Here is a 13,859-nt window from a genome sequence, read left to right as displayed (position 1 = left end):
CGTCTGGGGCAGGGATCTGGCCGCGTATCTTACACGCTTTCTGCGGGCGCTTCGTGACCACCCAGCCAGCGTTCGAGTGCTGCCTGCAGGGTTTGCAGCTTCACGGGTTTGGATAGGAAATCGTTCATTCCCGCTGCGAGGCACTGCTGCATGTCATCCTGCTGCGCATTGGCCGTCAGCGCCACGATCGGAATCTTTGCCTTGGGGCTGTCCAGGCCGCGAATGGCCCGAGTCGCGGTGAAGCCATCCATTTCCGGCATCTGGCAATCCATCAGCACCAGCGCATAATCATTGCCTTGCAGCGCTTCGACGGCGCTGCGGCCGTTGTCGGCCACATCGACGCGCATCCCCAGTTTTTCCAGCATCAGCACGGCGATTTTCTGATTGACCGGATTGTCTTCGGCCAGCAGGATGCGCGGTTTTTCCGCGGCCAGCTGTTCGGCAACCTTGTGCTTGGTAATGAGTGGCCGCTTTTCGCCTGGTGGCAACGTTTGCAGGCGCAGGGCTTCGGCAATGCAGCCCGGTAGCAGCGACGGATGCAGCGGCTTGGCAAGATAGGCGGCAAATCCGGCAGCATGGGCGCCGCTGGCCTCACCCGCCTGCGCATTGTGCGAAGCAAGCAGGATGAGCGGCACACCGGCAAAGCCCGGTAGCGCATGGATGTCGCTGGCCAGTGCTGCCGCGGGACGGTCGCTACTGTGCACATCCAGAATGATTACATCCGGGATGGGGGCGGTTGCTGGCCGGTGCGGCAGTGCTGCCAATTCGGTCAGATGCTCGGTATGCATGCCGAGGCTGCCCAGCTGCTGCAGTAATTGTTCGCGAGTGGCGGCCAGCGCCGAAATGATCAGCGCCCGGCGACCGCCAAGGTCGATGTGCTGATGTGCCGCTGCCGGCATGGTGGCCCCGGTATCCAGCAGCAGATCGAAATGAAAGACCGAGCCGACCCCCGGGGTGCTGGTGACGCCAATGCTGCCTCCCATGGCTTCGGCCAGCTTGCGGCAGATCGACAGGCCCAGCCCGGTGCCGCCAAAGCGGCGGGTTGTCGATACATCGGCCTGGACAAAGGGTTGGAACAGCAGTGCCTGGGTGGCCGTATCAATACCGATTCCGTTGTCTTCCACCTGCACGAAGAGGCGCAGCCGGTTGCGCTCGCTTTGTGCGCGTACACGCACAACAATCGCGCCTTTCTCGGTGAATTTGATCGCGTTGTTCAGCAGGTTCAGAACAATCTGCCGCAAGCGGCTGGGGTCGCCCCGCAGGCCGGGAGGAATGCTCGGGTCGATCAGACAGACCACGTCCAGCGCTTTCTGGTGCGCACGGCTGGCGACCAGGTCGAGGGTGCTTTCCAGCAGGCTGCGCAGGTCGAAGTCGATCTGTTCCAATACCAGCTTGCCAGCTTCGATCTTGGAAAAATCCAGCAGGTCGTTGATCTGGGCCATGAGTACATCACAGCCGGTCTGGATTGATGCCAGATAGTCCTGTTGCTGCTCGTTCAGGCGCGTGTCGTGCAGCAGTTCGGCAAAGCCGAGAATGGCGTTGAGCGGCGTGCGGATCTCATGGCTCATATTGGCCAGAAACGCCGACTTGGCCTGGTTGGCGTTCTGGGCCGCTTCGCGGGCGGCAATCAATGCCTCCTCGGCAGCCAGGCGGGCGCTGATGTCGCGTACCACCAGTTGCACGCGTTGTGCTTCCCCGCTGGCACCGGGAATCACCGACAGGCTGGCTTCGGTTGCCAGCGGGCTGCCATCGGCCCGGCAAAGTGTCAGTTGTTGGCTTGCCAGACGTGTTTCACTGGCCAGCCGGGTGACCAGATCGGGCCAGTCCGGTGCGTGCAGCCAGCGAGAACTGCCCCAGCTGCTGCCATCATGCACCAGCATGCTGCGTAGCGCCGGATTGGCAAACAGCAGTTCACCGTCATCCAGATCCACTACGCCAGCGCCGTCGGCCATGGATTCCAGTACGCTGTCCAGCCGGCGGGATTGCTGCAGCAAGAGCTGATCCAGCTCATCGCGCTGCCTGGCAATCTCGTCGCCGGCTTGCTGCTGCAGGGTAAGTTGGTGCCCCAGGTTCGCCTGCAGCGTACTGATGCCCTTGGCCAGTTCGTGCAGTTCGTTTTCAACCGGTTCATCCGGCTGCGGCGCCGCGCGATCCAGATGTTGGACATCCAGCTCCCGGACATGCTGCCACAACGCACGGATGGGGCGGGTCACGGTTCGCTGCACCATCAGCCAGAGCACCAGTGACAGCAGCAGCAACTCCAGGGTCACCATGGCACCAAACCGCAGGCTTTCCTGCCAGACCGTCGCTTCCAGTGCGGATTTGTCCAGCCGGATGGCCCATTTGGCAATCTCGCGCTCCGAGTTGGGGGCAAAGATCGGATAGGGGCGCGGAAGGGAGTCCTGCTGCAGGTTGCCGCCTGGTTTCCGATAGGACAGCGTGCGATCCCCGCTGATGAGGTCGGCACTGAGGATGGCTGGAAAGTGGGTCAGCGCTTTCATTTGCAGCTCGGCCGAGTCGTAATCGAGCTCCCAGAGCGATTTGCTGATGCTGGCGGAATACGCGGCCATTGCCGCATTCAGTTGCTCGGTCTGCCGGCTGGATTCGCTGCGGAACACGTATAGCGCATTGAGTCCGCCCAGCAAGAGGGCCAGCACCAGGCTGACCAGCAGAACCCGCTGCAGCAGGAGACGGGAGAGTTGACGTGGTTGGCTCATAGTCAGAAATCAAGCAGGGTTTGCGCTTCGGCAGGGCCAAGATGGCGCAGGAAAATGGTGCGCAGCGTGCCGTCATCCCGCAACTGGCGCACCAGCACTTGCCAGCGTTGCGCATCCTCTTGGCTGAAACGCTGCTTGGCGAGGATCAGTCCATGCGGCACACCGCGTTCGCCCGGGGTCCAGTCCTCAATGAGTATGCTCGACTGCATGCCCAGTTTCTGCAGATACTTGGCGAATACTGGGGGCTGCGAAAAGATGGCGCTGACGCGGCCCTGCTTCAGCTTTTGATAAAGGGTTTCGGCATCCGGGCTTTCCTGGATGCGTTGCTGCTGGCGCAGCTGAGCCAGCCATTCATCCTGCTGTTTGCCATGCCTGAATGCCCGGACCACACCAAACTGCAGGTCAGGGTTTGCCAGGAAATCATCGGCTTTGCTGATTTTGGCCGCCGCAGACTTGTTCAATAGCGCGTAGTTTTTCATCGCCAGATAGGGCGCAAACCAGGCAAAGCGGTCGCGCTCGGCCGTCTGGATGCCGGACATGCTCATGTCGAGCTCGCCGCTGGCCAGATCAGCCCAGATGCGGGCGCGTGGCAGTACGCTGGTGCTGAAGCGGCAGCCACTGCGGCGCATGAGTTCTTCGGCGACATCCTTGTCGATACCGCGGCCGGAGTCATACAGCAGGCCGTATTCGTAATACGCCAGCCGGATGGGCTGTTCGGGGCAGTTTACGGGGCCAGCCATTGCCAGAGGGGAGAGCAGCAGGGCCAGCAGCATGCCAGGGCGCATCAATTCTGAAGAATCCGTGAGGTTTGCCTTGACTCACCATAGCAGGGTTTCGCTGCTTTAGCGCCTTACTGGCCGCGCATGAACATCCCGTCCAGATCCTTCATGCTGAGGCGGAACCAAGTGGGCCGGCCGTGATTGCATTGCCCGGATCGCTCGGTTGCTTCCATGTCGCGCAGTAGCGCATTCATTTCCGGCAGGGTGAGCTGGCGGTTGGCGCGCACGGCGCCATGGCAGGCCATGGTTGCCAGCAGCTCGTTACGCTGGCCAGCAAGCATCTGGCTGATACCGACTGCCCGCACATCGGCGAGAATGGCACGGGCCAGTTCGACGACATCGGCATCCTTCAGTAATAACGGTACCGCCCGGACCGCCAGCTGGGTCGGGGACATCACAGAGAGCTCCAGCCCCAGCTGGGCAATTTCGCCAGCATGATCTTCCACTGTGGCCACATCCAGCCGTTCGGCGCCGAACACATGCGGGATCAGCAGTGGCTGGGTCGGCATCTGATGCAGATCCAGCGCGGTTTTCAGTTTTTCGTAGACAATGCGTTCGTGGGCCGCGTGCATGTCCACGACAATCAGCCCCTCGGCGGCCTGGCTCAGGATATACACCCCATGCAACTGGCCCAGTGCAAACCCCAGCGGTGGAATCAGCGGCTCGCTGGCCGTGGCAGAGGGCAGGGTGGGTGGAACAGGGGCAGAAACGGTCTGTACTGGGCCGCTTACGGGTATGTTTCCGAGATCCTTTGAATTCGCCTTTTCTGTTGGTATACCCTGTTTTGTATCGTCGTCGCGGCGCAGGTCGCCAATCAGTTTGTCATAAAAGCCCAGCCCCTCTCGTGCTGACGCCAGCGGGATAGACTGCTGGCGCGCAGCCAGCTCGGCATAGCTGGGCGCTCGCGGGGCGGCCAGGCGGCTTGGCGCAGCTGGCATGAAGCTTGCCGGTGTTGTAACGATTTCCGAGGCGGATTTGTCGAGAATTTCGCCGGTATCCGGGTCGATGCCCTGCGGCACTGTCGCTGCGGCCCCAGCGCGCGTGGCCGAGAGTGCCTTGGTCAGGCTGGTGAGCAGGAAGCGGTAGACGGCCTGGCTTTCCCGGAAACGTACCTCGATCTTGGTCGGGTGCACATTCACGTCGACACTTTCCGGATCAAGCTCGAGAAACAGACAGTAGGCGGCGTGACGGTCGTGGTGCAGGACGTCGCGGTAGGCTTCTCGCAGCGCATGCTGGATCACCTTGTCGCGGACATAGCGGCCGTTCACGAAAAAGTACTGCGCATCGCGGCTGCTCTTGCCCAGCGTCGGGTTGCCCGTGATGCCAAACAGCCGCAGCGGGCCGAAACCTTCGTTTACCGCGATACCGCTGCTGACAAATTCCTCGCCCAGCAGCTCACCGGCACGGCGGGCAAGATCACCCGGCGCAAGCCGCAGTTGCGGGCGGCCATTATGCAACAGGGTAAACTGCTTGCCCGGGTTGGCCAGTGCGAGGCGTTTGACCATTTCGGCGCAATGCGCGAATTCGGTTGCATCGGATTTCAGGAATTTGCGGCGTGCAGGGAGCTGGTGATACAGCTCGTGGACTTCGATGGTCGTGCCAAGACTGAGCGCCGCGGGTTCGATCTCGCCCAGGTGGCCATGGTCGGCTTCGACACGCCAGGCATGGCTGGCATCCTGGTAGCGGCTGGTCAGCGTGAGGCGCGAGACCGAGGCGATCGATGCCAGCCCTTCGCCGCGAAAGCCCAGCGTGGCGACACGCTGCAGGTCATCGAAGCTGGCGATCTTGCTGGTGGCATGCCGGTGCAGTGCCAGTGGCAGCTCGTCGCGGGCGATGCCGCAGCCATCGTCGACAATCTTGATCAGCTTGGTGCCGCCATTGAGCAATTCGATGTGCAGTGACTGGCTGCCGGCATCCAGGCTGTTTTCCAGCATTTCCTTGAGCGCGTTGGCAGGGCGCTCCACCACTTCGCCGGCGGCGATCTGGTTGACGAGCTGGTCGGGCAATACCTGAATACGTGGCATGTCAGTAAGAATGAGCTACGATGAAAGCGAAGTGGTGCGTAAAGGCGAATCAGTATATCGCATGTTGATAACTGCCCCGCGCCACCCCTTTGCGGAATTGATCACGATGCCTCGGAAACCGACCTGCATTCTCATTGATGACGACAGCGTGCTGCGTGGCGTGATGTCATCCATCCTGCGCAGTGCCGACATTGATGTGCTGGCTGAATCGGCGCATGCCGACAATGTCATCGAGCTGGTCAAGCAGCATCATCCGCGGCTGGTGATGCTCGACATCAATCTACCGGAGCGCAGTGGTCTGGAGCTGCTGCCTGAAATTCTCAAGCTGGATCCACCGCCGAAGGTCGTGATGGTCACCGCCGAGGCGACGGTGGATCGCGTCCGTACGGCTTTGGGCAGCGGCGCTGCCGGTTTTGTCGTCAAGCCGTTTACGCCAGCCAAGCTGCTAGCCGCAGTTGGGCATGCGCTGGGGCTGGATCACTAAACGCGAGGTCTGCAGCGGTTGTGCCTGCCAAGTCGAGCCGCGTGCCTAGCGATTGGCCAGCTTGGTGCGTGGCTGCGGCGGATACTTGCTGAAGAATTTGCGGATGCCGCGGTGCAGTGCCTGAGCCATCTTTTGCTGGTAGTCATCCGAAACCAGCTTCTTTTCTTCTTCCGGATTGGAAATGAAGGCGGTCTCGACCAGCACGGACGGTATGTCCGGGGCCTTCAGTACTGCAAAGCCGGCCTGCTCGACCTGTGGCTTGTGCAATCGATTGATGTCGCCGAGTTCGCCCAGCATGACCTTGCCTAGCTTGAGGCTGTCATTGATGGTCGAGGTCATCGTCAGATCCATCAGCACCCGCGCCAGTTCGGGATTTTTGTTGTCGAGCTTCACGCCGCCGATCAGATCCGCCTCGTTCTGGCTCTGTGCCAGCATGCGGGCCTGCACGCTGGTTGCACTCTTGTCGGAAAGGGCAAACACCGAGGCGCCGCTGGCATCAGCACGCAGCGCGGCATCGGCATGGATGGACATGAACAGGTCCGCCTTGACGGCGCGAGCCTTCTTGACCCGGGTTCCGAGCGGAACAAAATAATCGCCGTCGCGGGTGAGTACCACGCGCACGTTCGGATCTTCTTCCAGCAGGGTTTTCAGCCGGCGGGCAATCGAGAGCACCACGGTTTTTTCATAAGTTCCCCCTGGCCCTACCGCACCAGGGTCTTCACCGCCATGGCCGGGATCGAGCACGACGGTGACCAGCCGGTCGACTTTGAGTTGCTTGCGTTCGACGACTTCATCTTTTGGCGGCTTTTTGTCGGGCTGTGCTGGCTTGCTGCTGTCGCCAGCAGCCGATGCATCGGCACGCTGTGGCTGGGAAGCTATCGTATCGGATTTGCTCAGTGGCGCCGGGCTATCGCCGTCGTGGTCGCTGAGAAAGGCCAGCAGCGGATCATCCTGATGGGCTGGATACAGGTCGATGACCAGCCGGTGCTGATACTCCGCCACGGGCGGCAGGGTAAACAGTTGCGGGCGGGCTTCGGTTTTGAGGTCGAGCACCAGCCGGACCACGCCTGGCTTGTTGCGGCCGGCGCGCAGCTGCTGGATATAGGGGTCATCGGGCAAGACCTTGCCGGAGAGACTTTGCAGCTGGCTATTGATGTCGATCCCTTCCAGGTCGACGACCAGGCGTTCTGGATCCTTGAGCTGGAACTGCTTGAAGCTTAGCGGGGCGGTCGATTCGATCGTAACCCGGGTGTAGGCGTGCGATGGCCAGACGCGTACCGCGACGACATTCGGGCTGTCACTGGCTGCGCGCCCGCGGGGGATAACGCTTAGCAACAGCGTGGCAGCAGCCGTCTGCAGCAATAGACGTCTTTGGGGTATTGGCCCGGATGTTACGATTTCATTGGGCTGGGGAGTGATACCCTTGTTGCGCATGCCTTGCCTTGTGTGCTGAAAACGTCAATTCTGGCGCGCCGGCCTTCACCTTCCGGACGCAGCATGATGCGCCAGTCGGGAGTGGGGAGGAGTCCGGCCGCTTTGTCTGCCCATTCGATCAGGCAGACGCTGTGCGGGTTGAAGTGTTCGCGGAACCCGGCATCTTCCCATTCTTCCGGGTCGCTAAAGCGATACAAATCAAAGTGATACAAGTATAAGTTAGAAATCGAATAAGGTTCAACCAGCGTATAGGTGGGACTTTTCACTCGACCGGTGTAGCCCAGGCCGCGCAGAATGCCGCGCGTCAGCGTGGTTTTGCCGGCACCCAGATCGCCTTCCAGCTCGATTACCAGCCCGCCTTCCAGTGCGGCGGCGATGGCTTCGCCCAGCGCCAGCGTGGCACTTTCGTCGGGAAGCAGGAGATCGGCAAAAAGGGCGGTATCATCGGGGCTATGCATACGGAACTCGATCTGGTTGAACTCGCCGATACGGTAAAGCGCTGGGCGCAGGAGCTGGGCTTTGCCCGCGCGGCCATTTCCGGCACTGATCTTGCCCATGCCGAGCAAGGCTTGCTCGACTGGCTGGCGGCAGGGTATCACGGCGAGATGGATTATATGGCAAGGCACGGGCTCAAGCGGGCCCGTCCGGCTGAACTGGTTCCCGGAACACGTTCGGTCATCAGCGTTTTCATGCCCTATCAGCCCCCGCAGGGCGCGCCGGCCGATGCCGTACTGGCCGATGGCGAGCGCGCCTATCTGTCGCGTTACGCACTCGGACGTGACTATCACAAGGTACTGCGCAACCGTCTGCAGCAGCTGGCCAATCGCCTGGGCGCGCTGATTGGTCCGTTTGGTCACCGCGTGTTTGTCGACTCGGCGCCGGTACTGGAAGTGGCGCTGGCGGTGAATGCCGGGCAGGGCTGGCGTGGCAAGCATACCCTGCTGCTCAATCGCGACTATGGCTCGTATTTCTTTCTCGGCGAGCTGTTCACCGATCTGGCTCTGCCGCTGGATGAACCAGAACCCCTTGAGCATTGCGGCCGCTGCACCCGCTGTCTGGATGCCTGTCCGACGCAGGCGATTGTCGCCCCGTATCAGGTGGATGCCCGTCGCTGCATTTCCTACCTGACCATCGAGCTGCAAGGCAGCATCCCGGTCGAATTTCGCCGCATGCTGGGCAACCGGGTATACGGCTGCGACGATTGCCAGCTGGTCTGCCCCTGGAACCGCTTTGCCGTGACCACGGCCGAGAGCGATTTCCATGTCCGCAACGGCCTGGATGATGTGACACTGGCTGAGCTGTTTGCCTGGAGCGAGAGCGACTTCCTGTCGCGGTTGGCCGGCAGCCCCATCTATCGCATCGGCCACGAGCGCTGGCTGCGCAATCTGGCGGTGGGGCTCGGCAATGCGCCTTCCACGCCGGCGGTGATTGCTGCACTGCAATCGCGCGCCGCCGACCCGAGCGAATTGGTGCGCGAACATGTGCTCTGGGCGCTGGAGCAGCACGGGGTGATGGTCTAGCTGCTGAGTCAGCCACCTCGTGACAGGCGCAGGGCGGCCAGCATGTCGTCAATGCTGGCCAGTGCCTTGTCGATCTCCAGTGGCTTGCCCAGATAGCCGCCAAAGCCGGCCTCCAGGGCGGCCGCCGCAGTGTCAATATCCAGATCTCCCGAGAGCGCCAGAACCGGTGTCGTACGTCCGGCACTGGTCGAGCGTACCCGCTGGAGCATTTCCAGTCCCTGGGCATCGGGCAGATGCAGATCCAGGAGTACCAGATCGGGCTGCGACTGCTCCAGCAGCAGCAGGCCATCCTGCAGCGTACCGGCCAGCAGCAGGCAGTACTGCGGCCGCTGTCTGGCCAGAATGCTTTGCAGTACGCGCTGATTGAGTTCGTCATCCTCGATATAGAGCAGCGTGGCCGACTGGCTGGCCGGGCTGGCTAATTCGGGAGGGCGCGGCGGCAGGGTCGCCGGCGCGCTACAGGCAGGCAGATCAATCCAGAAACGGCTGCCGATGTCGGGCTCGCTGCTGACGCCAATTGCTCCATGCATCAGCATGACCAGTTTGCGGGTAAAAGCCAGGCCGATGCCGGTGCCTTCGATCTCGCTTTGTTGCCGGCCTACTCGGGAAAATGGCTGGAACAGCCGGGATAGTTCCTCTTCGTTCATGCCACGGCCGGTGTCGCTGACGGTAATGCGCCACATCCCTTGTCCGTTGGGGCCGACTGCGATGGTGACACTGCCTTGTGGCCGGTTGTATTTCACTGCATTCGACAGCAGATTGATCAGCATCTGGCGCAAGCGCTTCGGGTCGGCCTGAACCCGCTGACCGGAGGGTAGAGACGGGATCTGCAGGCGGATGTCGCGGGCGGCGGCCAGCGGTTTTACTAGGGTCAGGCAGTCACTGATGACCGGGCCAAGCTCGATGCTTTCGCAATGCAGCTGCAAACGGCCGGCCTCGATGCTGGCCAGATCAAGCACCTCGTTGATCAGGCCCAGCAGGTGCTGGCCGGCAGTGAGAATATGCCCGAGCATCTCGCGGCTGCTGTCGTCAGCATCTTCGCGCAGCAGATGGGCAAATCCGAGAATGGCATTCAGCGGCGTGCGCAATTCATGGCTCATGTGCGACAGGAAGTCCGATTTGGCCTTGCTGGCGGCCTGGGCCTGATCCCGCGCTTCGAGCAGGGCGGCTTCGTTCTGTTTCAGCCGGGTAATGTCATGAAAGCTGGTGACGTGGCCGATCACGCGCTCCTGCAATAACTGGGGACGCGAGGACACCTCGAAGACCCTGCCGTCACGCAGCGGGCAGCTCATGCGGAATTCCTGTGCCGGGAAATCCCGCAGGCACTGTTCCCACAGCAGTACTTCCTGCGGGTTGGCGACCTGGGCATGCAGGCTGGCACGGATCTGCTGGCTGTTGCCCTGCAGCAGCAGATCCGAAAGCTGCCACAGCTCGGCAAAACGGCGGTTGAAGTGCTCGATCCGCCCTTCCAGATTGGTGACCAGAATGCCATCGACGGTGGATTCCAGAATCGTGGCAAACAGGGCCGCACTGCGGCTGCTCAGTTGTTCTTGCAGGACGATATTGCTGATGTCCCTGCTGCTGATCAGCAGAAAGGGCTGCCCCTGCCAGTCGATGTGCCGCACACTGCGTTCTACCTGCAGCAGGCTGCCATCATGGCGGCGGTATTCGCTGCGCATGGCATCGATGTTGCGGAATTCGCCGGCAGCGACTTCTTCCCAGTAAAACAGCTCGGAAAGCCCCGACTCGATTTCGGTGATGCGCAACCCGGCGAGCGCTTCCGCGGGATAGTGCAGCATCAGGCTGATTGCCGGGTTGGCGTAGACGATTTCCAGGGTACGGCCATGCACGAGAAGCAGGCTTTCGGTACAGGCGGCCAGCAGGAGTTCGGCGGGAGGGGCTGCAATCGCCATGCTAGCCCTCGTCGTTCGGTCGGAAAAAATACGTCGTGCGCTTGCGCGGGCTGAGGTAGTCCGCAGCACTGCGTGGCAGCTGGGCTACTTTCAGTGATTTGCTGATGTTGAGACCGCTCTCGTTTTCCAGATTGATGATGTGCGGATCCTCGCGTGGCGCGTCTGGATCATGAACCAGCACGGTCGGTTTTAGCGGGCGGCTGGTGTTGACGGATACCACCATGGCGTATAGCTCGTTGGATAGCTGTACGACTGATCCTGGTGGGTATACCCCCATGCATCGTACGAAAATCCCCAGCTGTTGCGGGTCGAATTGCTGGCGGTGCTGGGCAAACATCTGCGCCAGCGCCTCGTGCGGGGTCAGTGATTCGATCGGGTTGATGCGGTTGCACAGGTTGTCGTAGTAATTCACGATTGCCAGAATGCGCGCCAGTGGATCGATGGCATCCAGCTTGAGTTTCTGCGGGTAGCCGCTGCCATCGGCCAACTCGTGATGCTGCAGGATGATGTTGCGGATGCGTTGCGACAACCCCGCGGCCTGTGCCGCCTCGACGCTCCATTCGCAGTGCTGGGCGACGAGCTTGCGCTCGGCCAGTGTCAGTGATTCGGTCTTGAGCAGCACCCGGTCGGGGATGCGCGTCTTGCCGACATCATGCAGCAGTGTGGCAACCCCGAGTTCATGCAGCTGCTCCCGTGGCAAGCCGATGGCTCGCGCCAGCAGCAGTGCCAGCACTGACACATTCAACGAGTGAAAATACAGGTCCTCGCTGGCCGCCTTGTCGTTCATCAGCTGCAGGGCGATATCGCTTTCTGCCAGCAGCGAATCCAGCATGCGCCCGACCAGCTGGCCGGCCTCGGCTGCGATCTCTTTCGGCCGGGCGTAAATCTGCTTGTTGATCTGGCGCACGACCTGCGCCGCCTGGGTGAAATCGCGTTCGCATGCCTGCAGCAGCGCCCGACGGCGTTCGGCCTGCTCCTGTGCCGCCCGCTTGGCCGCCAGACGTGCCAGCAGCTCCGGATCCGGCTCGGCTATGGGAGTGGGCTCCGCCTCGCTTGTCCCGACCGCAAGCGGCAGGGGGTCGCAATCGCTTTGTTCCGGTGAGTAACGGATGCGGTTCAGGCCCAGCTGCCGGAGCGTGGCAATCTGCTCGGCTGATTTGATCTTGAAACTGCCCAGTGCAAACGGGTGATCCATCCAGTGCATGTCCAGATGGATAAAGAGCCCGATCTGCAATTGCTCCGGAGTCAGGTAATGGCCTTCAACGGTATGGCTGGATGTGGTCATGTCAGTCAAAATACGGGCGGTCGGTCAACTCTATGACAGTATGGATGCAACGCAGCAAAATGACAGGGGAAACACATGCCGCAGCCAGTAAGTCCCGGGCAGGCCCACGTGTTTGCCTTGGGTGAGGGCATGCGGCAGTTGCGCGTTCCGGAGGGGCTGGCCAGTCAGCAGCGGCTCTGGCAGCTCGCGCAGCGGCTGCAAAACCCGCGTTGGCAGCTCGTGCTGGGGGTGTATCACCTCGCTATCCGCTTTGACCCCCTGCGGGATTCGGGCGATGCGGTGGCTGGCATGCTGCTGGAAGCCTGGGAGGTGTCGACACCCGCCGAGCTTTCGTCGTTGCGCCGGCACGCTATCCCGGTGAGCTACGGCGGGGCTGCCGGGCCTGATCTCGCCGAACTGGCGCAGGCGACCGGCCTGTCGCAGGCCGAGGTGATCGAGCGGCATGCCGCGCCGGAGTATCGCGTGTATTGCCTGGGTTTTCTGCCGGGGTTTGCCTATCTGGGCGGGCTTGACCCGCAGCTGACCTGCGCGCGACGCGCCACGCCACGGCAGGTGGTGCCGGCAGGCAGTGTCGGAATCGGGGGGGCTCAGACGGGAATCTATCCGCAGGCCGCGCCGGGGGGGTGGCAGTTGATCGGGCGCACTGTTGTGCCGCTGTTTGACCCGCAAGCAACTCCCGCCGCGCGTCTGCAGCCGGGAGATATAGTGCAGTTTGTGCCAACGGTGTCGCATGGCTGAGCTGCACATTCTCAAAGCCGGTGTGCTGGCGAGCGTTCAGGACCTGGGCTGTGTGAATGCCGCCAGCGCCGGGATGGGGCAAGGTGGAGTGGCGGACCCGCTGGCGGCAAGGCTTGCCAACTGGCTGGTTGGCAATTCCGCCGATGCCGCACTGATCGAATTGACCTTCGGGCAGGCCCGGGTGCGCAGTGATCATGACTGCTGGCTGGCGCTGACCGGCGCGCCGGCTCCGCTGTCGGTTGATGGCCGTTCGCGCGGTGTTGCCAGCAGTTTCCTGCTGCCCGCCGGCGCCGAATTGCAGATCGGTGCACCAAATGCCGGGCTGCGCAGCTACCTGGCAGTGGCAGGGGGGCTTGCTGTGCCGCAGGTGCAGGGTAGCCGCAGCACCCGGCTGGCTGCCGGTTTCGGGGGCTGGCAGGGGCGGGCGCTGGCCGCCGGAGATCGCTTGCCGCTGGGAGAGAGTCACTGGTTGCCCTGCCGGCGCGGTGTCAGATCGCCGGGGATGACTGACTGGGTAAGGGTGTTGCCCGGCCCGCAAGTAGACTGGCTGGATGCTGAAAGCCGAGCGCTCTGGCACGGACAGGCCTGGCAGGTGTCGCCGCAGAGCAACCGCATGGGCTTGCGCCTGAGTGGCGAGTCGCTGGTGCTGGCGCACAGCGAGAGCCTGTTTTCCCATCCGGTGTTGCCGGGTACGATCCAGTTGCCACCGGCCGGTCTGCCAATTGTGCTACTGGCAGATGCTCAGCTGACCGGTGGTTACCCGGTGATCGGGCAGGTGATTGCTGCCGATCTCTGGCGCTGTGCGCAGTGGCGGCCGGGCCAGGCCGTGCGTTTTGTTCCGGTGGATGAAGCTGCCGCGCTGACGGCCCTGCGTGCGCAACAGCAGTGGCTGCAGCATGTGCAACAGCGCTTGCTGATTAGGTGGTGAATGGGTATGTTGCTGTGAGTCAATTTAATAAGGCCTG

Annotated in this window: 11 protein-coding genes; 4 read left to right on the top strand and 7 right to left on the bottom strand. The window is 62.1% G+C overall.

Going from position 1 to position 13,859, the window contains the following annotated elements:
• Positions 1 to 29 precede the first annotated feature (29 nt).
• From INR99_RS13680 to mutL, 3 genes are all read right to left on the bottom strand, one after another.
• Positions 30 to 2,717: a hybrid sensor histidine kinase/response regulator gene (locus tag INR99_RS13680; protein ID WP_194116921.1), complete on the bottom strand. Its 2,688-nt coding sequence runs from the start codon at positions 2,715 to 2,717 to the stop codon at positions 30 to 32.
• Positions 2,718 to 2,719: 2 nt separating this feature from the next.
• Positions 2,720 to 3,490, bottom strand: coding sequence for a substrate-binding periplasmic protein (locus tag INR99_RS13675; protein WP_194116920.1), 771 nt, complete (start codon positions 3,488 to 3,490; stop codon positions 2,720 to 2,722).
• 77 nt (positions 3,491 to 3,567) lie between these two features.
• Positions 3,568 to 5,520 (bottom strand): DNA mismatch repair endonuclease MutL, encoded by a 1,953-nt coding sequence (mutL, locus tag INR99_RS13670; RefSeq protein ID WP_194116918.1) that lies wholly within the window; start codon positions 5,518 to 5,520, stop codon positions 3,568 to 3,570.
• A 106-nt stretch (positions 5,521 to 5,626) separates the two neighbouring features.
• Here mutL and INR99_RS13665 point away from each other — a divergent pair, with 106 nt between their 5' ends.
• Positions 5,627 to 6,004, top strand: coding sequence for a response regulator (locus INR99_RS13665; protein ID WP_194116917.1), 378 nt, complete (start codon positions 5,627 to 5,629; stop codon positions 6,002 to 6,004).
• Positions 6,005 to 6,049: 45 nt separating this feature from the next.
• Here INR99_RS13665 and INR99_RS13660 read toward each other — a convergent pair whose 3' ends face one another.
• On the bottom strand, positions 6,050 to 7,366 hold the full coding sequence (locus tag INR99_RS13660; RefSeq protein ID WP_228098319.1) for an N-acetylmuramoyl-L-alanine amidase: 1,317 nt from the start codon (positions 7,364 to 7,366) through the stop codon (positions 6,050 to 6,052).
• A 29-nt stretch (positions 7,367 to 7,395) separates the two neighbouring features.
• Positions 7,396 to 7,896 carry a tRNA (adenosine(37)-N6)-threonylcarbamoyltransferase complex ATPase subunit type 1 TsaE gene (tsaE, locus tag INR99_RS13655; protein WP_194116914.1) on the bottom strand — a complete coding sequence of 167 codons (501 nt, stop codon included), beginning with the start codon at positions 7,894 to 7,896 and terminating at the stop codon, positions 7,396 to 7,398.
• Here tsaE and queG point away from each other — a divergent pair.
• On the top strand, positions 7,891 to 8,958 hold the full coding sequence (gene queG, locus INR99_RS13650; protein WP_194116912.1) for a tRNA epoxyqueuosine(34) reductase QueG: 1,068 nt from the start codon (positions 7,891 to 7,893) through the stop codon (positions 8,956 to 8,958). The genes tsaE and queG overlap by 6 nt on opposite strands.
• A gap of 8 nt (positions 8,959 to 8,966) precedes the next feature.
• On the opposite strand, the gene INR99_RS13645 is transcribed toward queG, so the two are convergent.
• Both INR99_RS13645 and INR99_RS13640 read right to left on the bottom strand, forming a co-directional pair.
• Positions 8,967 to 10,871 carry a PAS domain-containing hybrid sensor histidine kinase/response regulator gene (locus INR99_RS13645; RefSeq protein WP_194116910.1) on the bottom strand — a complete coding sequence of 635 codons (1,905 nt, stop codon included), beginning with the start codon at positions 10,869 to 10,871 and terminating at the stop codon, positions 8,967 to 8,969.
• A gap of 1 nt (position 10,872) precedes the next feature.
• Entirely contained in the window at positions 10,873 to 12,156 is a 1,284-nt protein-coding gene (locus tag INR99_RS13640) for a cyclic di-GMP phosphodiesterase (protein WP_194116909.1), read from the bottom strand.
• Between the two features lie 75 nt (positions 12,157 to 12,231).
• Between INR99_RS13640 and pxpB the strand changes: the two genes are divergently transcribed.
• Both pxpB and INR99_RS13630 read left to right on the top strand, forming a co-directional pair.
• Positions 12,232 to 12,894, top strand: coding sequence for a 5-oxoprolinase subunit PxpB (gene pxpB / locus INR99_RS13635; protein WP_228098318.1), 663 nt, complete (start codon positions 12,232 to 12,234; stop codon positions 12,892 to 12,894).
• Positions 12,887 to 13,822 (top strand): 5-oxoprolinase subunit C family protein, encoded by a 936-nt coding sequence (locus INR99_RS13630; RefSeq protein ID WP_194116907.1) that lies wholly within the window; start codon positions 12,887 to 12,889, stop codon positions 13,820 to 13,822. The genes pxpB and INR99_RS13630 overlap by 8 nt, the downstream gene beginning before the upstream one ends.
• The last annotated feature ends 37 nt before the right edge of the window (positions 13,823 to 13,859 follow it).

This window comes from Chitinilyticum piscinae (assembly GCF_015223195.1).
Lineage (GTDB): Bacteria > Pseudomonadota > Gammaproteobacteria > Burkholderiales > Chitinibacteraceae > Chitinilyticum > Chitinilyticum piscinae.
The sequence above is the reverse complement of the archived record's forward strand: the minus strand, read 5'-3'. Positions and strand labels throughout refer to the sequence as shown.